The 21402-nt window shown below is 73.7% G+C and carries 21 protein-coding genes; 11 read left to right on the forward strand and 10 right to left on the reverse strand.

Features of this window, described 5'->3' with window-relative positions; translation table 11 throughout:
• The first annotated feature begins 29 nt into the window (after nucleotides 1-29).
• Nucleotides 30-356 carry a hypothetical protein gene (locus ACPZVR_RS16390; protein WP_436700676.1) on the forward strand — a complete coding sequence of 109 codons (327 nt, stop codon included), beginning with the start codon at nucleotides 30-32 and terminating at the stop codon, nucleotides 354-356.
• Nucleotides 357-682: 326 nt separating this feature from the next.
• On the opposite strand, the gene ACPZVR_RS16395 is transcribed toward ACPZVR_RS16390, so the two are convergent.
• Both ACPZVR_RS16395 and ACPZVR_RS16400 read right to left on the reverse strand, forming a co-directional pair.
• On the reverse strand, nucleotides 683-1147 hold the full coding sequence (locus tag ACPZVR_RS16395; RefSeq protein ID WP_436700677.1) for a HEPN domain-containing protein: 465 nt from the start codon (nucleotides 1145-1147) through the stop codon (nucleotides 683-685).
• Nucleotides 1144-1692, reverse strand: coding sequence for a winged helix-turn-helix domain-containing protein (locus ACPZVR_RS16400; RefSeq protein WP_436700678.1), 549 nt, complete (start codon nucleotides 1690-1692; stop codon nucleotides 1144-1146). The genes ACPZVR_RS16395 and ACPZVR_RS16400 overlap by 4 nt, the downstream gene beginning before the upstream one ends.
• Nucleotides 1693-2279: 587 nt before the next feature.
• Here ACPZVR_RS16400 and ACPZVR_RS16405 point away from each other — a divergent pair.
• Nucleotides 2280-2642, forward strand: coding sequence for a cupin domain-containing protein (locus ACPZVR_RS16405; protein ID WP_436700679.1), 363 nt, complete (start codon nucleotides 2280-2282; stop codon nucleotides 2640-2642).
• Here the strand turns inward: ACPZVR_RS16405 and ACPZVR_RS16410 are convergent.
• Complete coding sequence (locus ACPZVR_RS16410; RefSeq protein ID WP_436700680.1) at nucleotides 2630-4663, reverse strand: AfsR/SARP family transcriptional regulator; 2034 nt, start codon at nucleotides 4661-4663, stop codon at nucleotides 2630-2632. The genes ACPZVR_RS16405 and ACPZVR_RS16410 overlap by 13 nt on opposite strands.
• Nucleotides 4660-5568, reverse strand: coding sequence for an SCO6745 family protein (locus tag ACPZVR_RS16415; protein WP_436700681.1), 909 nt, complete (start codon nucleotides 5566-5568; stop codon nucleotides 4660-4662). The genes ACPZVR_RS16410 and ACPZVR_RS16415 overlap by 4 nt, the downstream gene beginning before the upstream one ends.
• Nucleotides 5569-5838: 270 nt before the next feature.
• Between ACPZVR_RS16415 and ACPZVR_RS16420 the strand changes: the two genes are divergently transcribed.
• The gene (locus ACPZVR_RS16420; RefSeq protein ID WP_436700682.1) at nucleotides 5839-6465 is read left to right on the forward strand and encodes a maleylpyruvate isomerase family mycothiol-dependent enzyme; all 627 of its coding nucleotides are present in this window, start codon (nucleotides 5839-5841) and stop codon (nucleotides 6463-6465) included.
• A gap of 82 nt (nucleotides 6466-6547) precedes the next feature.
• Nucleotides 6548-7168 carry a maleylpyruvate isomerase family mycothiol-dependent enzyme gene (locus tag ACPZVR_RS16425; RefSeq protein ID WP_436700683.1) on the forward strand — a complete coding sequence of 207 codons (621 nt, stop codon included), beginning with the start codon at nucleotides 6548-6550 and terminating at the stop codon, nucleotides 7166-7168.
• Between the two features lie 62 nt (nucleotides 7169-7230).
• Here ACPZVR_RS16425 and ACPZVR_RS16430 read toward each other — a convergent pair whose 3' ends face one another.
• Nucleotides 7231-7740, reverse strand: a complete 510-nt coding sequence (locus tag ACPZVR_RS16430; RefSeq protein ID WP_436700684.1) for an Lrp/AsnC family transcriptional regulator — start codon at nucleotides 7738-7740, stop codon at nucleotides 7231-7233.
• Between the two features lie 180 nt (nucleotides 7741-7920).
• Here ACPZVR_RS16430 and ACPZVR_RS16435 point away from each other — a divergent pair, with 180 nt between their 5' ends.
• The 5 genes from ACPZVR_RS16435 (at nucleotide 7921) to ACPZVR_RS16455 (ending at nucleotide 12782) form a co-directional block, all read left to right on the forward strand.
• The gene (locus ACPZVR_RS16435) at nucleotides 7921-9012 is read left to right on the forward strand and encodes a Glu/Leu/Phe/Val family dehydrogenase (protein WP_436700685.1); all 1092 of its coding nucleotides are present in this window, start codon (nucleotides 7921-7923) and stop codon (nucleotides 9010-9012) included.
• Between the two features lie 100 nt (nucleotides 9013-9112).
• Nucleotides 9113-10237 (forward strand): thiamine pyrophosphate-dependent dehydrogenase E1 component subunit alpha, encoded by a 1125-nt coding sequence (locus ACPZVR_RS16440; protein ID WP_436700686.1) that lies wholly within the window; start codon nucleotides 9113-9115, stop codon nucleotides 10235-10237.
• Nucleotides 10237-11232, forward strand: coding sequence for an alpha-ketoacid dehydrogenase subunit beta (locus tag ACPZVR_RS16445; protein WP_436700687.1), 996 nt, complete (start codon nucleotides 10237-10239; stop codon nucleotides 11230-11232). The genes ACPZVR_RS16440 and ACPZVR_RS16445 overlap by 1 nt, the downstream gene beginning before the upstream one ends.
• Nucleotides 11225-12484 carry a dihydrolipoamide acetyltransferase family protein gene (locus ACPZVR_RS16450; protein WP_436700688.1) on the forward strand — a complete coding sequence of 420 codons (1260 nt, stop codon included), beginning with the start codon at nucleotides 11225-11227 and terminating at the stop codon, nucleotides 12482-12484. The genes ACPZVR_RS16445 and ACPZVR_RS16450 overlap by 8 nt, the downstream gene beginning before the upstream one ends.
• Nucleotides 12485-12509: 25 nt before the next feature.
• Nucleotides 12510-12782: a hypothetical protein gene (locus ACPZVR_RS16455; RefSeq protein ID WP_436700689.1), complete on the forward strand. Its 273-nt coding sequence runs from the start codon at nucleotides 12510-12512 to the stop codon at nucleotides 12780-12782.
• Here the strand turns inward: ACPZVR_RS16455 and ACPZVR_RS16460 are convergent.
• Both ACPZVR_RS16460 and ACPZVR_RS16465 read right to left on the reverse strand, forming a co-directional pair.
• Nucleotides 12769-13437, reverse strand: coding sequence for a FadR/GntR family transcriptional regulator (locus ACPZVR_RS16460; RefSeq protein WP_436700690.1), 669 nt, complete (start codon nucleotides 13435-13437; stop codon nucleotides 12769-12771). The two genes, ACPZVR_RS16455 and ACPZVR_RS16460, sit on opposite strands and share 14 nt — an antisense overlap.
• Nucleotides 13438-13603: 166 nt before the next feature.
• On the reverse strand, nucleotides 13604-15763 hold the full coding sequence (locus ACPZVR_RS16465) for an MMPL family transporter (RefSeq protein WP_436700691.1): 2160 nt from the start codon (nucleotides 15761-15763) through the stop codon (nucleotides 13604-13606).
• A 136-nt stretch (nucleotides 15764-15899) separates the two neighbouring features.
• Between ACPZVR_RS16465 and ACPZVR_RS16470 the strand changes: the two genes are divergently transcribed.
• Both ACPZVR_RS16470 and ACPZVR_RS16475 read left to right on the forward strand, forming a co-directional pair.
• Nucleotides 15900-17075: a sensor histidine kinase gene (locus tag ACPZVR_RS16470; RefSeq protein ID WP_436700692.1), complete on the forward strand. Its 1176-nt coding sequence runs from the start codon at nucleotides 15900-15902 to the stop codon at nucleotides 17073-17075.
• Nucleotides 17030-17680 carry a response regulator gene (locus tag ACPZVR_RS16475; protein WP_436700693.1) on the forward strand — a complete coding sequence of 217 codons (651 nt, stop codon included), beginning with the start codon at nucleotides 17030-17032 and terminating at the stop codon, nucleotides 17678-17680. The genes ACPZVR_RS16470 and ACPZVR_RS16475 overlap by 46 nt, the downstream gene beginning before the upstream one ends.
• Here the strand turns inward: ACPZVR_RS16475 and ACPZVR_RS16480 are convergent.
• The 3 genes from ACPZVR_RS16480 to ACPZVR_RS16490 are packed head-to-tail and all read right to left on the reverse strand — an operon-like array spanning nucleotide 17677 to nucleotide 21361.
• Complete coding sequence (locus tag ACPZVR_RS16480) at nucleotides 17677-18621, reverse strand: 3-hydroxyacyl-CoA dehydrogenase (RefSeq protein WP_436700694.1); 945 nt, start codon at nucleotides 18619-18621, stop codon at nucleotides 17677-17679. The two genes, ACPZVR_RS16475 and ACPZVR_RS16480, sit on opposite strands and share 4 nt — an antisense overlap.
• Nucleotides 18618-19868, reverse strand: a complete 1251-nt coding sequence (locus tag ACPZVR_RS16485) for an iron-containing alcohol dehydrogenase (RefSeq protein ID WP_436700695.1) — start codon at nucleotides 19866-19868, stop codon at nucleotides 18618-18620. The genes ACPZVR_RS16480 and ACPZVR_RS16485 overlap by 4 nt, the downstream gene beginning before the upstream one ends.
• Nucleotides 19865-21361 (reverse strand): NAD-dependent succinate-semialdehyde dehydrogenase, encoded by a 1497-nt coding sequence (locus tag ACPZVR_RS16490; protein WP_436700696.1) that lies wholly within the window; start codon nucleotides 21359-21361, stop codon nucleotides 19865-19867. The genes ACPZVR_RS16485 and ACPZVR_RS16490 overlap by 4 nt, the downstream gene beginning before the upstream one ends.
• Nucleotides 21362-21402: the final 41 nt, after the last annotated feature.

A 21402-nucleotide genomic window follows, 5' to 3' on the forward strand; every position in this document is an offset into this window, starting at 1 on the left:
GACATCGCTACACAAGGCACACTATGTTGGTGACTGTTCCCGACGGGGAGGCGCGACGGGCAAGGTCCGCGGCGCTATTCAACAACCGGCACTTCGCCGACTGTGCAGCGCATCTGCTCACCGCGTCGAAGTCGGGTGCCGAGTTCGTAACCGTCCGGCAGATCGCGGCCGCTTCCCAGCTCGCCGACAGCCTTGTCCGGCCGGTCGTGCTGCGACTGGTCGATGCGGGCGTGCTGGAGAAGCTTCCGCGTCTCGGCAGCGGTCGCTCACCCCAGTACTACCGCGTCGTCGATGCCGACCTACTGGCTTGGGCCTCTCTGACCAAGTCGGTCAACTATCAGTCGACGGCGCGTTAGCCGTACAGCATCTCTCCCCGAGAGAAGCCCGCGATGCGCCGAAGGCGCGCGGGGCGGGTTCGCGAGCGGGACAACTGCGCGCGACCTATCTGAGCAGGGTCAATCACTCTGACACTCGCGTCCGGAGAGAATCGATCCGGCGTCTACATGGATGCCGGATCTGTACCGAAATCAGCCCACCGTGGGACAGCATCATCGGGGCGAACTGACCATGGTCACCCGGTTGCCGGGGGGAAGCGCTTCCGAAGCCGATCGATGCTTTTCACCCACGATTGCCCGGTCTGGCTGTCGATGGCTGCTTGTGGTGGCGGGCTGCGGCGATGGGTTCAGTAGACCGACATGTTGTCGAGGACTCGTTCGGCGATGTTGACGATGGCGCGGATTTTGGGGAGGTCGTCGCGGATGTCGTCGGGATGGAGGTCGGGGGTGTCGATCTGGGGGTACTCGGCGTCGTGTCGCTGGCGACGCATCCGGTCGAAGGGTCGTAGGTCTCGTCCCATCGGCGGGTCGAGCTGGGCTCTGACGGCTTGGTAGACGGCGAGGTGGCCGCCCTTGGTGGTGGGTCGCAATCCCTGGTTGGCCAGGATCGCCCATAGTGCCTTCCGGCCGGCGTCGTACAGGGTGCCGTAGGCGCCTTCGGGATCTGATTCGCAGGTAGCTTCGGCGGAGTCGAGGTGACGCCGTGCTTGGGTGAGCAGCCGGTCGGCGTGCTCTCGGCTGGCTTGGACACGTTCGAGCTCACCGTCGGCGAGCATCGTGTCGATCTCGGTGCGCCCTTGCTGCCACTTCATGTGTCATCCCGTCCGGTGTTGGCTTCGGTATTGGTGTGGAGCTCGACGAGCGGGCGGGACCTCACGGTTGCCACGAATGGGTCGTCTTGCTTCTCCCACGTGGTTGGACGGACCCTGCGGACGTTCACTTCACGCCGCAGGATGGCTTCGGCTTCGCCGGCGCGTTCATCGAGGTCGTCGGGGTCGACGTAGCCGATGACGATGACGTCGACGTCGCCCGGCACAGGTCCCGGTTCGCCGTTGTAGCGGGCTGCCCAGGAGCCGTAGATGAATGCCTGGTCGACTCCGTCTAGTCCGGCGAGGGATCGGGTCAGAACGGGCAGCGGTCCGTAGGTGACCGCAAGCAAGTCGGTCAGGGGGCGGGTGAGGAGCGAGTCCTGCACGGAGCGGACCAGCCGTGAGGTGCCGACCTTACGATCGGCCAGGAGGCCGTTCTCCACCAATCGTGTGACCTCCTGGTGGACAGCCTTGACTGACGCGCCGATCCGGTGCGCCACCTCGGTGATGCTGTACTCCTCGTCGGGGTTGAGGTAGACGAGTGCCAAGAGGTCTCCCTGGACCCGCGATCTCAGGAGCGGCAGCAACGGGGACGGCGAAGTTCGCATAACAGGTTCAGTATCGATACCTTTTAGGTGAACTGCAAGCGTCGCTGTGGCTTCGCCTTCCCGTCGATGCTGCTGGCCAACCGAACAGTGGCTGGTGCACCCCTGGGGCACACGGACCCGAGAGAACGGGTGCCAACCGCAGGCAACGGGAGGTGGGTTTCAGGCTCATCACGGCGGTTCCCGCCGGGTCGAGCGTGGTAGTCCTACGGTTCAACCCCCTCTCCCGCACAACAACCCAGGTCAGAGACCTGGGGGGCTCTGTGTTGGGGGCGGCTCCGCCTTCGGCGCACGTGCCGAGATAGGTGCCAGACCGACGACGGAACGTCGCGTGGTGCGCGCTGGGCGATCATCGTGACCATGGCGACAGCGGCCGACCCAGAACCGGGGGGTCCGCGGCGTGACCGAGCCGCGACGCGACCGCTGTCGACCTGATGGCCCCGAGGATTCGACATCGGTACGTCGATGGCGGCCCTCCGGCTCTGCGAGTCTCGGCTCCGTCCGATCCCCTCTCGCGAAGGAGCCAGTCCATGGCGATCGTCTTCCCGCCCGCCGACCTCTTCCACGCAGCCATGGACGAGGGTCTGCTCGGTCCGCCGAGCGCCGTCGTCCTCGACGGCGAGATCCCGGTGCGGTCGAGCGTGCCCTTCACGTCCGAGGACGGACGGGTGCTCTCGGGCGTGTGGGAGGCCGACCCGGGAGTGTCGCGCTGGGAGTTCCTCGATCGAGGCGAGGTCATCTTCGTGCTCGCGGGACGGATGGTCGTGACCCCGGACGAGGGCGAGCCGCTCGTGCTGACCACGGGCATGGCTGCGGTGTTCCCGATCGGCTGGGTCGGCACCTGGGAGATCACCGAGCAGATCCGCAAGTTCTTCGTCGTCTACCGCGGCTGAGGAGACACCTGCCGCGCGCCCTCGCGCAGCCGGACGTCCAGGTCGTCTCCGAGCTCCTCGGCCAGGCGGCGCCGCACCGGGCCCAGTGACGCCGCGAGGACGCGGGGCAACGGCGATCCCGTACGCCGCCGGAGGGCGTGGGACTCGCCGAGGGCCCGCGCGCGGGCGGGTGCGTCGTCGTGACTCACGGCGACGGCTTCGAGCGCGTGCGCGACGGCGCGCGGGTCCCCGGTGGCGCGGGCGAGGTCCACCGACCGGGTCGCGAGCGCGGCGGCGTCCGGAGAGCCGGCCGCGGCGAGCTCGTGGGCCAGGCGCCCGGCCGTGTAGCTGACGCCCGCGCCGGAGCCCTGCCGCTCATACCACGTGAGTGTGGCGGCGTGGATCTGCGCTGCCCGGTCGTGCTCCCCGACCAGGCCGTGGGCGAGACCCAGTCCGTTCTCGGCCAGGGCCACCCCGGCGGCCGAATCGATCGAGCGCGCGACCCGCACCGCCGCCCGCAGCGTGCCCAGACTCTGCTCGGAGCCCGCCAGCGCCTGTACCGAGCCGAGCCGGGTGAGCTGGGTCGCCTGCCACTCGGGTGCCTCGATCGCCCGCGCCAGCGCGAGTGCCCGCTCGTGGGTGCGCCGGGCGTCGTCCAGGTCGCCGACGATCTCGGAGCAGTAGCCGAGCAGGTCCATCGCCATCATCCGACCAGCGGGATCGTCGAGCTCCTCGAAGGCGCGTCTGGCCGCGCGGCCACCGGCCGTGGCGCGCGCCACGGCGCCTCGTTGCAGCGCCGCCTTCGCCTCGACCAGGCCGACGAGAGCCAGGCCCCAGCCGTCGCCCAGCCGGCCCAGGCTCGCGCGTGCGGCGTCCAGCAGCCACGTCCCCCGGCGGGGCTGCCCGCGCTGGAGCAGCCGCTCCGCCAGCAGGACGGCGGCCAGCGACTCGGGTCGGCGCCAGCCGAGCTCCAGCGCTTCGCGCAGCGCCGCCTCGCCGGCCGCGATCGCCTGCGCGGCGTCGGAGGCCACCGCGTCGAACACTCCCAGCCAGGCGGTCGCGCCGAGGACCGCCGGTCGGTCGGCCCCGCCGGGGGCGATGCCGACGAGCTCCTCGAAGAGGTCCCGTCCCTCCGAACGGCGTCCGGCCAGCCACCACCACCAGGCACCGCGCAGGGCGAGCTCGACGGCCGCGCCCACGGCACCCTCCCGGGCCAGCCAGCGCGCGGCGTCCATGGCGCCGGCCGGGACCGCGGGCGCCCGCGGGACGTCGAGCGAGCGACGAGCGGCCCGCCGTTCGGCGCTCAGGAGCCGCGTGAACTCCTCCTGCAGCTCGGCGGGGGGAGCCAGGCCGGTCTGCTCCGCGAGCACGCGCCGGCCGACGTCGTACACCGCGAGTGCCTCGGCGCGGCGTCCGCCCCGGTCCAGCGCCCGCATCAGCAGCAGCCGGGCGCGGGACCGCAGCGGGTCCTCGGCCAGCAGCGCACGCAGGCCGTCGACCGGGGACGGTGCCGGCGCCTCGGCGGCCAGCGCGGCCTCGGCGCTGAGCTCCAGGAGGGAGGCACGCTGCTCGGTCAGCCGCGCCCGGGCGGCGACGAGTCGAGGGTGCTCGCCGAGCTCGGCGGGCGGAGGCCCGTGCCACAGCGCCAGTGCCCGCGCGGCCACCGCGCCGGCCTCCTCGGGACGGCCCGCGGCTGCCGCATCGGCCGCCTCGCGCGCCAGGGTCTCGAACAGGCCGACGTCGACCTCGTCGCGCGCCAGCGCCAGGCGGTAGCTGCCCTGGTCGTGCTGGAGCGCGTGGCCCCGAGGGCCCAGATGGCGGCGGAGGCGCGAGACCTTCACCTGCAGGGCGTTGCGCGCGTGGGCCGGCGCCTCCGGCCCCCACAGGGCGTCGATCAGGTCCGTCGCCGGCACGGCGCGGCCCTCCGCGAGGGCGAGGTGTGCCAGCACCAGCCGATCGAGACGCGCCGGCGCCACCGCCGCACCGCCGGGCTGCCGCACGGAGACGGCTCCGAGCAGGCGCAGCAGCGGGTCGTCGCTCACCCGCCGACCGTGACTTCCGTCGTCGGCGCCATGCCCATGCCGTTGGGATAGGGAACGCCTCCCGCGGTGACGATCGGCTCGGTGACCCCGACCAGGCGTCCGGTGAGCCCGGCGAGCTCGTCGTCGTCGAGATGGCGCCATGCCTCGGTCGTCATCGCGTCGGTGTGGGCCTCGATGGCGGCCCGCTCCCGCCTGCCCGTGGTGGTCGCCGCACCGGCCTTGGTGAGCCACCCGCGCCCGGTCAGCGCCGCGGCGGCGGTGGCCCACTCCGACTCGCTCCATCCGCGGTAGCTGCGCTGGTCGTCGGGAACCAGCCCGAGCGCGACCATGAGCACGTTGCTCTCCGCCGAACCGACGCCGGCGACGCGGAGCGCGGCGACGTGGGCGTCGCCGCGGAACTCGCGCAGCGCGCTCGTCGCCCAGAACAGCGCGAGGTGCGCCGCCTCCGGTCGGCCCAGGCTGCGATGGGCGGCGAACAGCGGTGCTCCGGCCGCCGGCAGCGTCTCGACGACGCCGGTCAGCTGCTCGGCGAGCTCGCTCAGCACCGGCGCGTCGACCCGGTCACCGAGGTGGCGTCGTACGGCCCGGTCGAACACGGCCAGACGGGCGGCGACGGCCTGCTCCGGTGTCGTGTGCCGCCACGCGTCGGGCAGGGCGCGCTCCACCATCCGGGGAGCGAAGCCGTGGAAGCACGCGGTCACGACGTCGGCGGGCACCGCGCCGAGGGCCGCGGACCGGGTCGCGAAGTAGCCCATCCAGCCGCCCTTGAGGCCTAGCGCGGTGTAGACCTCGGGCCGCTCGGGCGCGTAGTAGACCAGCGCGTGATAGGCCTCGATCAGGCGCCACACGGCGCGCTCGGCGCTGCGGCGCGTCGGATCGGGGAGCGAGCCGCGGGGGTCGGCCATGGCGTCACCTACCTCACTGGGACCCGCCGCGGCCGGTCCCGATCGGAACAGTAGTCGTCCGCGGGGGCGCTCGACGGGCCGCGGCGTACGACGAGCCTGGCCGTCCGCGCTGACAGCCCACTGACAGCCCCACTGGCAGCCCACTGATCGCCGCCGGCGGCGGAGCTGTCAGCGATATGTCAGTGCGGTCGACTAGCGTCCGACGCGACCCGGCTGACCGCCACCGGCCTGGCCGTCGGTGCGGCCGCCCTCATCGGTGAGGAACGAGGAATGAGCGAGAACGCGTGGCTCCTGCGGGAGCAGTGGGACGCGGTCCGTGCGTGGCTGCGAACGGAGCGGGTGCTCGACCGCGCCGCCGATCCCTCGGGTCTCGGCAGCTGGTCGGTAGCCGATGTCGTCGTCCATCTCGGCTACGGGTTGCGGATGCTGGCCGAGGTGGTGCCCGCGGACGGCGACGAGCCGATCGCCCTGGCGCGGTACGTCGCGGGATACGCCCCGGCCGGACGGCAGATCGCCGCCGACACCGAGGCCGCCGCCGGATCCCTGCGCGGCAGGGAGCTGGAGGGCATCGACGAGATGGCCGACGAGGCCTGGCGGGCGCTCGATGCCGGCCTGCCGGCGGTGGTCCGCGGCCGCCGGGGTCCGTTGCGGGCGGACGACTTCGTCCTGACCCGCCTGCTCGAGCTCGTCGTCCACGGCGACGACCTCCACCGTTCGCTCGGCTCCGCTCACCCCTCACCGCTGCTGCCCGCGGCGGTGGACGCGGTGTCCGCGGCGCTGGCCGAGGGCTATCGGGAGAGCACCGGTCGACTCCCCGCTGCCGACGGTCTCGCACTCGTCCGGATCGCCACCGGGCGCGTCGCGACCGAGGACCCGGCGTTCCCGCTGCTCTCGTGACGCGCACGCGGAGTACGGCCCGAGCGCGAGCCGTTCGGCCGGGGAAGCGGCCCCCTGAGGGCCCAGCAGGAGAGGACGGACGATGACGACCAGCGAGACGACGGTCTTCCTGCAGGCGGCGGACATGTTCGCCGACCTCTGCCGTCAGGTGCCCGACGGGGCGTGGACCCGCCCCGGCCTGGGCGAATGGGACGTCCGCGCGCTCGCCGGCCACACGCTGCGCGCGGTCACCACGGTGGCGGCGTACCTCGACCAGCCGGCGGCGGAGACCGCCGCGTGCCCCAGTGCCGGCGAGTACTTCGCGCGGGTCCGCACGATGCCCGGCGCCGACGACCGCGCTGTCGCCGAACGCGGCCGCCGGGCGGGCCGGGACCTGGGCGCGGATCCGGCCGCCGCCGTGCGGGCCGCGGTGGCGCGGACCCGGGACGCGCTCGCCGTCGTCGCCGGCCGGGACCCGATCGTCGCGACGATCGCCGGTGGGATGCGCCTCAGCGACTACCTTCCCACCCGCACGTTCGAGCTGTTGGCGCACAGCCTCGACCTGTGCGCCGCGACCGACCTCGTCCTCGAGCCGCCTCCGGCGGTCGTCGAGTCCGCGGTGGTCACGGCGGCGGCCGCTCTCACGCACGTGGGCGACGGCGTCGCCACCTTCCGGCATCTCATCGGACGGGCCGGCGGAGCACACCGTCCCTTGTTCGGCTGACGGCTCGGCTGCTCGACTGCGCTCGTCGGTCGCCGCGGGCGGCGCGGGCGGCGAGGCGGCCCTCAGTGCACGCTCGGCGACGGCGTCGACCGGCCCCAGCCGGCGTCGGCGGTGAGCTTCGCGAGGGCCGGCTGGGCGCGGTAGGGCACGGGCGTCGAGACGGTGAAGGTCGAGGTCGTCTTGCGGACGCCCTCGATCCCGACGATCGCGGCGGTCAGGGTCTGCAGGGCCTCCAGCGACTCGATCGCGACCCGGACGAGGAGGTCCTCGCGACCGGCCTGGATCCGGACCTCGAGGACCTCGGGGAGGGCGGCCAGGCCGTCGACGATAGGCGCCATCACGCGCTGGTCGATCTCGAGGGTGACCAGGGCCTGGACGGCGAGGCCGACCGCGTCGAGGTCGATGATCGGCTGATAGCCGAGCAGGATGCCGGTCTCCTCGAGGTGCTTGAGGCGTTGCTGCACGGTGACCCGGCTGACGCCGAGGGAGGCCGCGATCTCGGCGATGCCGGGGCGGGCGGTGGCCGCGACGCGACCGAGGATCTCGGCGTCGAGCCGGTCGATGGTTGCCACGGTGCTCAGCTCCCGGTACGTCGATCAGTGCGGAGGTTGTCGGAAAGCATAGTTGTGACGCATCCGCTTGACGGACGTGACAACCAAAACCACGATCGTCGTACCCCAGAAACACCGACTCCTCGGGACCGCCAGCCACAAGCCGGGCGGCGACGAGGAGAGACAAGGAGCGCGCTCCGCATGCCGACGACCACCCCCGTCGAACCTCTCGCCGTCTTCGACCGCAGCGACGATCTCGCCACGGCCGGCCACGAGCAGGTCGTCTTCTGCCGCGACGACCGGACCGGACTGCGCGCGATCATCGCGATCCACTCGACCGTCCTCGGACCCGCCCTCGGCGGCACCCGGTTCAAGGCCTACCCCCACGAGTCGGCGGCCCTCGTCGACGTGCTGCGGCTCTCGCAGGGCATGACCTTCAAGGCATCCCTCGCCGGCATGCCGCTCGGCGGCGGCAAGGCCGTCATCATCGGCGAGCCCGACACCCGCAAGACGCCCGAGCTGCTGGCGGCGTACGGCAGCTTCGTGGACCGTCTCGGCGGGCACTACGTCACCGCTGCCGACGTCGGCACGACGGACGCGGATCTCGACATCGTCGGGACCCGGACGCGCCACGTCACCGGACGTACGCCGGCGCAGGGCGGGTCGGGCGACAGCGGCCGGTCCACCGCCACCGGCGTCTTCGAGGCCATGCGTGCCGCCGCCGAGCTGGTGTGGGGCGACGGCGGGCTGCAGGGTCGCCGGGTCGGGGTCGAGGGTGTGGGCAAGGTCGGCCGTCACCTGGTCGACCTGCTCCTGGCCGAGGGGGCGCGGGTCGCCGTCGCCGACGCCTCGCCCGCGGCGCTGGCGCGGTTGCGCGCCGACCTCGACGCCGCCCCCGCCCGGGGCGCCGCCGTCGAGGTGCTGCCCTCCGTCATCGACGCGGACGTCGACGTCTACGCGCCGTGCGCCCTGGGCGCGACCCTCGACGTCGCGTCGATCGAGCGCCTCCGGGCGCGGGTCGTCTGCGGCGCGGCCAACAACCAGCTGGCCACCGACGAGGTCGACGAGCTGCTCGCGGCCCGCGGTGTGGTCTGGGTGCCGGACTACGCCGCCAACAGCGGCGGTCTGATCCAGGTCGGCGGCGAGCTGCTCGGCTGGTCGTCCGACGAGGTGGACCGCCGGGTCCGCGCCGTCGGCGCGACCGTCCGCGAGGTGCTCACCACCGCCGCCGCGACCCTCCTGCCGACCGGCCGGGTCGCCGACGAGCAGGCCCGCGCCCGGCTCACCCGCTGACGCCGACCTGCCCGACCCGCCCGCACCGCGCACCCGGGCGCGCTCTGCTCGCGTCCCGCTCGCGCCCTGCCCGCGACCCGTCCTTCGTGGAGGAGCCCGCATGTCCCACCCTGCCCTGAACCAGACCCCCGCCCCGTCGGCGACCCGCGGCGAGCCGTCGGCCGTGGCCGCCCGATCCCCGCTCCAACTGGTCGGCGCCGACGGCCGGGTCACCGAGGCCGGCCGGGCGCGAGGCGTCGACGTCGACCTCGCGCGGCGGCTGTACCGCGACATGGTGCTGGCGCGGGCGCTCGACCGCGAGGCGGTCGCCCTGCAGCGCCAGGGCGAGCTCAGCCTGTGGCTGCAGTGCGAGGGCCAGGAGGCCGCCCAGGTCGGCTCGGTGCACGCCCTCGCCGACCGCGACCACGTCTTCCCGAGCTACCGCGAGCACGCGGTGGGGCTGGTGCGCGGCCTGACCCCGGGCGAGCTGCTCGCGCAGTGGCGCGGCATCGCGCACGCGGGCTGGGACCCGGCCGAGCACCGCCTCCACTTCAACTCCCTGGTGCTGGGCACGCAGACGCTGCACGCGGTGGGCTACGCCCTCGGGTGCCGGCTGGACGGCGACGACGGTGTCACCGTCGTCTACTTCGGCGACGGTGCCGCCAGCCAGGGCGACGTCAACGAGGCGTTCAACTGGGCCGCGACCATGGCCCTGCCGGTCCTGTTCATCTGCCAGAACAACCAGTGGGCCATCTCGACGCCGACCAGCAAGCAGTTCGGCACCAGCCTGCACGACCGCGCCGCCGGCTTCGGCCTGCGGTCGTGGTGGGTCGACGGCAATGACGCGCTCGCGGTCCACGCCGTCACGGCGGAGGCGGTCGAGAGCGTCCGCCGCGGCCAGGGACCGGCGCTGATCGAGGCGGAGACCTACCGGATCGGCGGGCACAGCACGTCCGACGACCCGAAGCGGTACCGCACCGACGAGGAGCTCGACGCGTGGCGGCGCCGCGACCCCGTCGCGCGGCTGCGCACGGCGCTGACGGACCTCGGCGTCGAGGCGGCGTGGTTCGGCACCGTCGACGCCGACGGACGGGAGCTCGCCGCGCGTACCCGAGCCGAGTGCCAGGCACTCGCCGGACCCGACCTCCGCGACCTCTTCGCCGAGGTGTACACCGACCCGCATCCCGTCGAGCGCGAGCGCGCGTCGTACGAGGCCTATCTCGAGCTGACGGGGCGTGGTCGGTGATGGCCGTCCTCCCGCTCGGCAAGGCGCTCAACCTCGCGATGCGGCGGTCCCTGGCCGAGGACGACCGCGTCGTCGTCCTGGGCGAGGACATCGGCACCCTCGGCGGGGTCTTCCGGGTCACCGACGGACTGGCCGCGGAGTTCGGCTCCGACCGCGTGATCGACACCCCGCTGGCCGAGTCCGGCATCGTCGGCACCGCGATCGGCCTGGCCCTGCGCGGGTTCCGGCCGGTGTGCGAGATCCAGTTCGACGGCTTCGTCTACCCGGCCTTCGACCAGATCGTCAGCCAGCTCGCGAAGATGCGTGCCCGCTCGCGCGGCCGCGTCCAGCTGCCCGTCGTCATCCGGATCCCGGCCGGCGGCGGCATCGGCGCGGTCGAGCACCACAGCGAGTCGAACGAGGCGTACTTCGCCCACACCGCCGGGCTGCGGGTCGTGTCCTGCTCCAACCCGCAGGACGGCTACCGCCTGCTGCGTGCCGCGATCCGGAGCAACGATCCGGTCGTGTTCTTCGAGCCGAAGCGGGCCTACTGGGACAAGGGCGAGGTCGACCTCGACGCGAGCCCGGCGTCGCTCGACCGCGCCCTGGTGCTCCGCAAGGGCCGCGACTGCACCCTCATCGCCCACGGACCGAGCGTGAAGGTGGCGCTGTCCGCGGCCGAGGCGGCCGAGGAGGACGGCGTGTCCGTGGGCGTGGTCGATCTGCGCTCGATCTCCCCGCTCGACGTGGAGACCCTCCAGCGCTGCGTCGCCGCGACCGGCCGTGCCGTCGTCGTCCACGAGGCGTCGACCTTCCTCGGGATCGGCGCGGAGGTCGCCGCCGCCGTCACCGAAGGCTGCTTCCGGGAGCTCAAGGCCCCGGTGCAGCGGGTCGGCGCCTACCAGCTGCCCTACCCGCCCGCCCACGTCGAGGACGCCTTCCTCCCCGACGTCGACCGCGTCCTGCTGGCGATCGACCGGTCCCTGCACTACGGAAGGACGGCCGCGCATGTCTGAGCCGCAGGTCTTCAAGCTCCCCGACGTCGGCGAGGGGCTCACCGAGGCCGAGATCGTCGCGTGGCACGTCCGGGTCGGCGACGAGGTCGAGGTCAACGACGTCCTGGTGGACGTGGAGACGGCCAAGTCCGTCGTCGAGCTGCCCTCGCCGTACGCCGGTGTCGTCCTCGAGCTGTACGCCGAGCCGGGCCAGGAGCTGCCCGTCGGCGCGCCGCTGATCGCCATCGGTAGCGCCGCCGCCGCGCCGCCGACCGCGGCCCCGCCGCCGGTCGAGCCGGTGCCCGTCGCATCCGCGCCGGTCGAGCCGGTGATCGTCGAGTCGGTGCCGGTCGAGTCGGTGCCGGTCGAGTCGGTGCCGGTCGAGTCGGTGCCGGTCGGGAGGGAGGCCATGCCGGTCGCGTCCGACCCGACCGAGCCGGAGTCCGCGGCCCCGGCGGTGCTCGTCGGCACCGGGCCGCGGGCGGCCGTCGCGCGCCGGGTGCACCTGCGCCGGCCGGACGAGGCGTCCTTCGAGCGGGCCTTCGAGCGGGCCGCGGAGCCGGTCGCCGTCCGCACCCCCGCCGAGCGGCGGATCCCGGTCAAGGGCGTGCGCCGCGCGACGGCCGAGGCGATGGTGCGCTCGGCCTTCACCGCACCCCACGCGGCGATGTGGACGACGGTCGACGTGAGCGCGTCGATGCGGCTGGTGCGTCAGCTGCGGGAGGACCGCGCCTGGCGCGACGTCCGGGTCAGCCCGCTGCTCCTCGTGGCCCGCGCGACGGCTCTCGCCGTCGCGCGCCACCCCGAGATCAACGCCTCGTGGGACGACGCGGCGCAGGAGATCGTGCTGCACGGAGCGCTCAACCTCGGCATCGCGGCAGCGACGCCACGCGGCCTGATGGTCCCGCACGTCAAGGACGCCGGGTCGCTGTCGCTGCGCGAGCTGGCCGAGGCCATCGACGACCTCGTCACCCGGGCCCGCGCCGGCAAGCTCGCGCCGAGCGACATGACGGGCGGCACCCTCACGCTGACGAACGTCGGCTCCTTCGGCATGGAGGGCGCGACGCCGATCCTCAACCCGCCGGAGGCGGCGATCCTCGCGCTCGGCGCGATCGAGCCGCGGCCGTGGGTGGTCGACGGCGCGCTCGGCGTACGCGAGGTGATGACCCTGTCCATCTCGATCGACCACCGACTGGTCGACGGCGAGCTGGGCGCCACGGTGCTGCGCCACGTCGCCGACATCCTGAGCGACCCCGCCCGGGCGCTGCTGTAGCGGGCCGGTGCCGACGATGACCGACGTGACCGACGTGACCGACGTCCGCGGCCGCCCGCCGCTCGCGAGCCCCACGGTGCTGCGCGTGCGCGCGGCCGGCGAGGAGGCGCTGTTGCTGCGCATCGCCTCCCTCGTCGCCCACTACGACGTGCGACGGTTCACTCTCGACGCCCGAGGCGACGGATCGACCGACGTCCGGATGGAGCTCGGGGGCACGCCCGCCGATCCGGCGGCCGGCCTGCTCGAGCGGCGCCTCGGCCGCATCGTCGGCGTCACCGAGGTGGTCAGGACAGGCTGAGCTTCAGCGACCGCAGGTGGTCGCGGCTCAGCGCGCGGGCGTGCTCGGCCTGCCGGGCGACGATCGCGTCCAGCACCTGCGCGTGCGCGCCGTGGTCCTCGTTGCCGTCGAACGCACGGTGGATGCGGAGCATCTCGACCATCGCCTGGCGCTGGCGGGGGGTGAGGTCGTCGAACATGCCGACCAGGATCTCGTTGTGCGAGGCGCTGAGGATGCTGCGGTGGAAGGCGAGGTCGGCGTCCACGAGCTCCTCGATCGTCGCCTGCGACCGTGCCCGGTCTTCCAGGGCGCGGCGCATTCGCCGGATGTCCGCGGGGGTCCGCCGCTCCGCCGCGAGCGCCGCGGCCTCGCTCTCGATCGAGATCCGCGCCTCCAGGACGGTCGTGATGGCCGCCCGGCGCAGCACCAGGTCCCACTCGTCGTTGGCCTCGAGCGACACCACGAACACGCCGGCGCCCTGCCGCGTCTGCAGGACGCCCAGTCCGGCGAGCTGACGGATGGCCTCGCGCACCGTCGACCGGCCGACGCCGAGCTGCGGGCCCAGCGTCGTCTCGGCGGGGAGCTTGGCGCCGAGCGCCCACTCGCCCGAGCGGATCCGTTCGAGGAGGGCCTCGGCGGTCTGGTCGGCCAGCGAGTGACGGCGGATGGGCGGCACGACGTCATCGTACTCGTCTACTTGTCTGAGGAGTGAGGGCACGGCATCGTCTGCTGGCCCGTCCTGCTGGCCGCCACCGCGCCGGTTCCTCGGCCTGCCGCACTCACCGACGCCAGGGCGCCGGGGGCTGGTCGACAGCCGCCCGACGCCCTGTCCGCGCCGTCACTCAGCGCCCGGCCGGCACCGCCATCGGAGTCTCGGCGGCCACGACCGGCGCGGTCCGCCGGCGCGGCCAGGCCCGCTCCCCGAGCAGGATCAGCACGGCGGGCAGCACCACGAGCCGGATCAGCGTGGCGTCGACGAGGATCGCCGCGGCGAGGCCGACGCCCATCATCTTCATCTCCATCATCGACAGCGTCGCGAAGATGGCGAACACGGAGACCATGACCGCGGCGGCGCTGGTGATGACGCCGGCGGTGTCGGCGATCCCGCGGTGGACGGCGTCCCGGGCGGGCAGCCCGCGGTCGACGAGCTCACGGATCCGGCTGAGGACGAACACGTGGTAGTCCATCGACAGGCCGACCAGGACGACGAGGACGAAGATCGGGATCCACTCGATCACGAAGCCGGGGCTGGTGAAGTCGAGCAGCCCCTCGCCGACCCCGTGCTGGAAGACGATCGACAGCAGCCCGAAGGCGACGCCCACGGACGCCAGGTTGAGCACGGTCGAGACCAGGCCCAGCAGGACGCTGCGGAACGCGAGCATCATCATCACCATCGTCAGCAGGAGCACGAACCCCAGCAGGATCGGCATCCGCTCGGTGCGCAGGTCGAGGCGGTCGAGCGACTCGGCGGCCCCGCCGCCGACGGCCCACGAGCTGCCGGCGCCGAGGCCGTCGAGGGCGGCGGGCGCGAGGTCGGCGCGGAGCCGTTCGATCGCCTCGGTGGCGCGGTCGTCGGCCTCCTCGTAGGGCAGCGGGAGGTCCACGACCGACGTACGGCCGTCCTCGGAGGTGCGCACCTCGGCCCCCTCGGTCGCGAAGTCGTCGCCGGCACCGGCTGCCGCGGCGAGCTCCTCGAGGGCGGATCGGGCCGCGGCGGGCTCGGCGCCGGCGACGACGACCTGCGCGGCGGTGCCCTCGGCCGGGAACGCCTTCGTGATCGAGCGGAGCGTCTGCACGGCCGGGATGTCGGCGGGCAGCGTCTCGATGCTGGCCTGGTGGGTCTTCATCCCGAAGGCGGGTACGGCGAGCGCGACGATGCCGATCGAGGCGGCGACCAGGGCGGCGACGGGATGCCGGACCACCGGGCCGAGGATCCGGCCGCTGATCGTGCCCGTGCGGACCCGGCGGGTCATCCGCCACAGCAGGGGCAGCCGGGGCCGGTCGACCCAGCGGCCCAGCTTGACGAGCAGCGCGGGGAGCACGGTGATCGAGCCGAGCACGGCGACCGCGACGACGAGGATCGCACCGGTGGCCAGCGAGTTGAAGGTGACGTCGGAGAGGACGAAGAGCCCCGCCAGGGCGGCGATCACGGCGCCACCGGACACCAAGATGGCGTGTCCCGAGGTCTCGGCGGCGATGGCCACGGCGTCGAGCGTCGACCGACCCGCGGCACGCTCCTGACGCTCCCGCTTGAGGTAGAAGAGCGAGTAGTCGACGCCGACCGCCATGCCGATGAGCACGATCATGCTGAGCACGGTCGGCTCGGCCGGCACCAGCCAGGAGATCGGGGCGCTGATGCCGATCGTCGCCGCGACGCTCGTCGCGGCGAGCAGCACCGGCAGCCCGGCGGCGATCAGCGCCCCGAACGCCAGCAGCATCAGGAGCAGGGTGATGGGGAGGCTGATGAACTCCGCGGAGCGCAGGTCCTCACCCACCCGCTCGTTGATCGCCTCGTCGATGGTGACGTCGCCGGCCTGGGCGATCACCAGGTCCGGATGGGCGGCCTGGACCGCGGCGGTGACCTCGAGGAGGGGCGCGGCATCCACGTCGTCGGCGGTCAGCTCGACCGGGACCAGCAGCGACGTCCCGTCCGCGCTGGGCACGGCCTCGCCGACCCCCGCGACCCCGGGCGTCGTGCGCATGCCGTCGGCGATCGCGGCCGCCGCGGCGCTGCCGTCAGCCGTGTCGAGGGGACCGGACCGCGCGCGCACCAGCACGCTCTCCGAGGGCGGCTCGTCGAGACCGGCCTCCTCGATCAGCGCACCGGCCCGCCCGGACTCGCCGATCCGGTAGTCGGCGTCCTCGACGTCGTTGGTGGGGACCGTGGCGGCGAGACCGACCGCGATCACCACGAACGCCAGCCAGGCGCCGATCGCGCGCCACGGATGGGTGGCGCTCCAGCGGGCGGCCCGCGTGGGCAGCGCGCTCAGGGAAAGGGACATGACAGCTCCTGGGAGGTGAAGGGAGGGATGGAGCCAGCCTCCCGGCGCGAGCGCCCGCGGTCAGGGGTGGAGCGTCCCGTCCGGTTGTGGTGCCTGCACCACTGTCCGGGCGGTCGGGTTCGGGGAGACTGGTGCGGTGAGCAGCAGTCCCGACGACGTCAGTCCCGACAGCGCGGCGCGGGCCGGCCGCTGGGCCGTGACCGGGTACGCCGCCCTCCACGTCCTCCTGTTCGTCCCGATCGTCGTCACGTTCGTGCTGGTGACGGTCAGCGCGGTGCTGGTCGTCGTGTGGGTCGGGATCCTGTTGCTCGCCGGCCTCCTGCCCGCGATGCGCGGCCTGGCGGGACTCCACCGCTCGATGGCCGGCCGGACGCTCGGCACGCCGGTGCCGGCGCCGTACCTCCCGCTCACGGGCGGACCGCTCGCCGACCTCCGCACCCGGGCCAGCGACCCGATGACCTGGCGGGACCTGCTCTGGATGCTGTGGGCGATGAGCTTCGGGTTCGTGGTCTCGCTGCTGGCGGTCGTGCTCTTCCTGGGCGTCGTGACGCTGCCGATCTGGTGGTACGGCGTGGTGCCGCTGCTGCGCGGACGCGCCGCCGTCGACCGCGCGATCCTCACCATCGGGCGCACCGAGCGGCTGGAGCGCCGGGTCGAGGCGCTGACGGCGTCGCGCGCGGTCGTCGTCGACCACTCCGCCGCGGAGCTGCGCCGCATCGAGCGCGACCTCCACGACGGCCCGCAGGCCCGCCTGGCCGCGGTGTCGCTCAGCCTGGGGCTGGCCGACGATCTCTTCGAGTCCGACCCGGAGGCCGCACGCCGGTTGATCAACGAGGCCCGCGGCACGTCGTCCACCGCGCTCGGCGAGCTGCGTGACGTGGTGCGGGGCATCCATCCGCCGGTGCTCGCCGACCGCGGGCTGTCCGGGGCGGTGTCGGCGCTGGCGATCGACATGGCCGTCCCGGTCGAGCTCGCGCTCGACGTACCCGAGCGGTTGCCGGCTCCGGTCGAGTCGGCGGTCTACTTCGCCGTCGCCGAGTGCCTGGCCAACACCGCTAAGCACTCCGGCGCCGCCCACTCCTGGGTGAGCCTCCAACACGACGGCACGGTGCTCCGCGGCCGGATCGGCGACGACGGCCGCGGCGGCGCGGACCTGCGGAAGGGGACCGGGCTCCCGGGCATCGCCGCGCGTCTGGCAGCCTTCGACGGAACCCTGTCGGTGTCGAGCCCGCCCGGCGGGCCGACCGTCGTCACCTGGGAGGTCCCGTGCAGCCCCTCCGTGTCGTCCTCGCCGAGGACCATGCGCTCCTGAGAGCGGGTCTGACCCAGCTCCTGGAGGCGAAGGGCTTCACGGTGCTCGCCGCGGTCGACAACCTGACCGAGCTCGAGCGCGCGCTCGACGACCCGTCGGCCGAGGCCGCGGTGGTCGACGTCCGGATGCCGCCGTCGTTCACCGACGAGGGCCTGCGGGCCGCGATCGCCGTGCGGGCCCGCCGGCCGGGCTTCCCGGTGCTGGTGCTGTCGCAGTACGTCGAGCAGCTCTACGCCCGCGAGCTCCTGGCGAGCGGGGAGGGCGCGGTGGGCTACCTGCTCAAGGACCGGGTCGCCGACGTCGCCGAGTTCGTCGACGCGCTGCGCCGGGTCGCCGAGGGCGGCACCGTCCTCGACCCGTCGGTCGTCGCCGCGGTCCTCGACCGCCGCCGCGACACCCCGGTCGACCGGCTCACGGAGCGGGAGCGGGAGGTGCTGGCGCTGATGGCCGAGGGACGGGCCAACGCCGGCATCGCCCAGGCGCTGGTCGTCACCGAGAAGGCCGTCGCCAAGCACATCAACAGCATCTTCGCCAAGCTCGACCTGCCCGCCGACACCGACGACCACCGCCGGGTGCGGGCGGTGCTGGAGTGGCTGCGGATCTAGGAGACCGCCGGCTCCGTGGGCGCGCCCGCGTCGGCCCGGGCCCGCTCGATCAGCTGCTCGTCGCGCCAGGCCACCCGCCGGTCCCACTCCTCGAGCGGCAGCAGCGCGCGGCGCTGGGCCGCGACCGTGGCGACCAGGTCGGGCGTCCACGGGTCGTGCTGGCCGCGCTCGCGCCCCATCCGCTCGTACGCCGGTCCCATCTTCTCCGCGTGGGCCTCGATCCCGCCGCGGGTGTTCAGGTCGACGGTCTCGAACGGCCCGATCACGCTCCAGCGCCGGCCCAGCCCGAGGGTGACCACGGCGTCCAGGTCGGCGACGTCGACCACGCCGTCACGGACCAGGCAGTAGGCCTCCCGGAGCACCGCGCCCTGCAGCCGGTTGAAGACGAAGCCCTCGACCTCGCGGTGCAGGGCGATCGGGTGCAGTCCGGCGCCGGCGTACAGCTCGACGGCGGTGCGGGTGATCGAGGGATCCGTCGCGGTGCTCGGGACCAGCTCGATGACGGGCAGGAGGTACGGCGGGTTGGCCGGGTGCGCCACGAGGATCCGCTCGGCGGCACGGTTGCCCTCGGCGAGCAGGCCGGCGCGCAGAGCCGAGCTGGAGCTGGCGAGCGGGACACTCGCGTCGGTGAGCTCGGCCAGCCGCGCGTACAGCGCCTGCTTCACGTCGAGGCGCTCGGGAGCGCACTCCTGGACCAGGTCGGCGTCCTCGACGGCGCCCTCGAGCCCGCTCACGAACGAGACCCGGCCGGCGACGGCGTCCGGGTCCTCGCCGAGCAGCCCGCCGTCCGCCAGTCGGGCCAGCCGGTCGCCGAGCTCGGCGGCCGCCCGACGACGGGCGTTCGGGTACGGGTCCCAGCACCGCACGTCGTGGCCCGCGCGGGCGAACACCACGGCCATGGCGACGCCGATCGAGCCCGCGCCCGCGATGCCGATGGTCATGTCCACCAGCTCCGGTCGCCGGCGATCCCGCGCTCGAGGATCCGTACGACGTCCGCCCGGTCGAGCTCGCGCGGGTTGTTGGCGGTCAGCCGGGTCGCCAGCATCGCCTGGTCCGCGACCTGCTCGACCTGCTCGGGACGCAGGCCGAGGGCGGCCAGGTCGAGCGGGCAGCCGATAGTGGCGAGCAGCGCCTCGATGCCCTCCACGGCGGCGTGCGCCGCGGCCTCGGTCGAGCCGCCCGCGGGCCTCACCCCGATCAGGTCGGCGACCTCGGCGAGCTCCTCGGTCCGGGTCGGCAGGTTGAAGCGCAGCACGTAGGGCAGCAGCGCACCGACCCCCAGGCCGTGCGCGCTGTGGGTGAGGGCGCCGATCGGTGACTGGATCGCGTGCGCGGCCGCCGTCCCGGCGGTGTTGATCGCCAGTCCCGCCGAGAACGCGGCGAGCATGGTGTCCGAGCGCGCGCCGAGGTCGGCGGGATCGGCGGCCATCCGGGGGAAGGCGTCACGCACCAGCAGCAGCCCCTGGCGGGCCCAGGTGTCGGCCAGCAGGTTCTTGCCGGCGTACAGGTGGGCGTCGAGGTCCGCGCTGGTCGGGTTCTTCGCCCGGGCGGTGAACGCCTCGACGAGGTGCGTGAGCGCGTCGGCGGCCGTCGCCGTGGTGAGCGAGGGCGGGCAGGTCAAGGTGAACTCGGGGTCGATGATGGTCGCCGCCGGCTCGAGCCAGGCGCTCGCGATGCCGACCTTCATGCCGCGCTCGTCGTCGTAGACGACCGAGATGCAGGTCGCCTCGGCGCCGGTCCCACCGGTCGTGGGCAGGGTCACGAGCGGCAGGCCCGCGGCGGGGACGACATTCTCGCCGTAGAGGGCGGCGACGTCGCCGCCCTGCGCGAGCAGGATCGCCGCGACCTTCGCGAAGTCCAGGACGCTCCCACCGCCGACCGCGACGACGACGTCGAACTCGTCGCCGTCGTGGGCGCGAGCCACCGCCTCGAGGTTCTGCCGGGGCAGGTCCGGCTCGACCTTGGCGTAGGTGGTCACCTTGGTGCCGGCGTCCTCGACGCCGGCGACGAGCTCCCGGTAGACCGGGTCGGCCGCCATCCGCTCGTCGGTGCAGAACAGCGCCCGGCCGCCGTACGCCGGCAGCAGGCGGGCCAGGTGGTGCCGCTGCCCGGGACCGAACAGGACGGTGCCCGGCTGCCGGAGCAGGCCCAGCCGCAGGTCGTTCGTGGTCCGGACGGGGGCGCTCATCGCAGGCCGTCCTTGGACTCGTCGACGGTGATCGCGAGGTACTTGGGCTCCAGGAACTCGTGGATGCCGTCGGGGCCGCCCTCGCGGCCGAGGCCGGACGCCTTGACGCCGCCGAACGAGGCGACCGGGTCGGCCATGATCCCGCGGTTGATGCCGACCATGCCGAACTCGAGGTGCTCGGCGATGCTCACCGCGCGGTCCAGGTCGCGGGTGAACAGGTACGCCGCGAGCCCGTAGGTGGTGTCGTTGGCGAAGTCCAGCGCCTCCCGGACGCTGGCCACGCGGTAGAGAGCGGCCAGCGGGGCGAAGAGCTCCTCGGTGCACAGCTCGTGGTCGCGGCTGGCGAGCGCCATCACCGTGGGCTCGTAGAAGTAGCCGTCGCCCGGGGCGGGTCGCCCACCGGTCAGCACGTCGGCGCCGATCCCGCGGAACCGGTCGACCAGGTCGACGACCCGGTCGCGCTGGCGGCCGCTGATGATCGGGCCGACCTCGGTGGCCTCGTCGAAGCCGTTGCCGACCCGGAGCTCGCGGGCGCCGGCCACGAACTTCTCGGTGAACTCATCGGCGATCGCCTCGTGCAGGATGATCCGGTTGGCGGCGACGCAGGCCTGGCCCGCGTTGCGGAACTTGCAGATCAGCGCGTGCTCGACGGCGAGATCCACGTCGGCGTCGTCCAGCACCAGGAACGGCCCGTCGCCGCCGAGCTCCATCGAGGCGTTCACCACGTTCGGCGCGGCCTGCTGGAGCAGCAGGCTGCCGACCCCGGTCGAGCCGGTGAAGCTGATCTTGCGCAGCCGGCGGTCCGCGAGCGCGGTCTCCGAGACCGTCGCCGAGCGGGTCGTGTGCAGCAGGTTCACCACGCCGGCCGGGAAGCCCGCGTCCACCAGGGTCTGCGTGAACAGCGCCCCGGTGAGCGGCGTCTCCTGGGCCGTCTTCATCACCACCGTGCAGCCGGCCGCGAGAGCCGCGCCGGCCTTGCGGGCCGACATCAGCAGCGGGAAGTTCCACGGGGTGATGAGCAGGCAGGGGCCGACCGGCTGGTGGGTCGTGACCACGCGGTAGCCGCCGTTCGAGCCGTGCGCCCAGGTGCCGTGCAGGTGGGTGATCTGCTCGGCGTACCACAGGAAGAAGCCGGCCGAGAGGTCGAACTCGGCACGCGACTCGCTGAGCGGCTTCCCGCTCTCGGCGGTCATCACCCGGGCGAACCGCTCCCGGCGCTCGCGCAGCAGGGCGTGGGCGTGGTGAAACAGGTCCGCCCGGGCCCGCGGCGCCCAGTGCGCCCAGTCCTGCTGGGCGCGCACGGCCGCGTCCAGGGCGGCGCGGGTCTCATCCGCACCCGCGTCGGCCATGCGGGCGATGACGAGCCCGGTGGCCGGGTCGGTCACCTCGAACGAGCGGCCCGGGTCGCTCCAGGCGCCGTCGATGTGGACGCCGGTCGGCACGTCCGCGGCGGCCGACAGTCCCTGGGGCGCCACGGTCTCGGCAGTGGTCATGGTTCTTCCTTCCTGGTGCGGGCCAGCCCGCGGGTGCGAAT

It is taken from the genome of Nocardioides segetis, from assembly GCF_051390595.1.
In the GTDB taxonomy this organism is placed as follows: Bacteria; Actinomycetota; Actinomycetes; order Propionibacteriales; family Nocardioidaceae; genus Nocardioides.

Excerpts from the sequence above, each read along its gene's own strand:
- ACPZVR_RS16490 (WP_436700696.1), bottom strand. The coding sequence starts at position 21,361 with ATGACCACTGCCGAGACCGTGGCGCCCCAGGGACTGTCGGCCGCCGCG.
- ACPZVR_RS16440 (WP_436700686.1), top strand. The coding sequence starts at position 9,113 with ATGTCCCACCCTGCCCTGAACCAGACCCCCGCCCCGTCGGCGACCCGC.
- ACPZVR_RS16485 (WP_436700695.1), bottom strand. The coding sequence starts at position 19,868 with ATGAGCGCCCCCGTCCGGACCACGAACGACCTGCGGCTGGGCCTGCTC.
- ACPZVR_RS16415 (WP_436700681.1), bottom strand. The coding sequence starts at position 5,568 with ATGGCCGACCCCCGCGGCTCGCTCCCCGATCCGACGCGCCGCAGCGCC.
- ACPZVR_RS16405 (WP_436700679.1), top strand. The coding sequence starts at position 2,280 with ATGGCGATCGTCTTCCCGCCCGCCGACCTCTTCCACGCAGCCATGGAC.
- ACPZVR_RS16480 (WP_436700694.1), bottom strand. The coding sequence starts at position 18,621 with ATGACCATCGGCATCGCGGGCGCGGGCTCGATCGGCGTCGCCATGGCC.
- ACPZVR_RS16395 (WP_436700677.1), bottom strand. The coding sequence starts at position 1,147 with ATGAAGTGGCAGCAAGGGCGCACCGAGATCGACACGATGCTCGCCGAC.
- ACPZVR_RS16445 (WP_436700687.1), top strand. The coding sequence starts at position 10,237 with ATGGCCGTCCTCCCGCTCGGCAAGGCGCTCAACCTCGCGATGCGGCGG.
- ACPZVR_RS16425 (WP_436700683.1), top strand. The coding sequence starts at position 6,548 with ATGACGACCAGCGAGACGACGGTCTTCCTGCAGGCGGCGGACATGTTC.
- ACPZVR_RS16465 (WP_436700691.1), bottom strand. The coding sequence starts at position 15,763 with ATGTCCCTTTCCCTGAGCGCGCTGCCCACGCGGGCCGCCCGCTGGAGC.
- ACPZVR_RS16435 (WP_436700685.1), top strand. The coding sequence starts at position 7,921 with ATGCCGACGACCACCCCCGTCGAACCTCTCGCCGTCTTCGACCGCAGC.
- ACPZVR_RS16450 (WP_436700688.1), top strand. The coding sequence starts at position 11,225 with ATGTCTGAGCCGCAGGTCTTCAAGCTCCCCGACGTCGGCGAGGGGCTC.
- ACPZVR_RS16420 (WP_436700682.1), top strand. The coding sequence starts at position 5,839 with ATGAGCGAGAACGCGTGGCTCCTGCGGGAGCAGTGGGACGCGGTCCGT.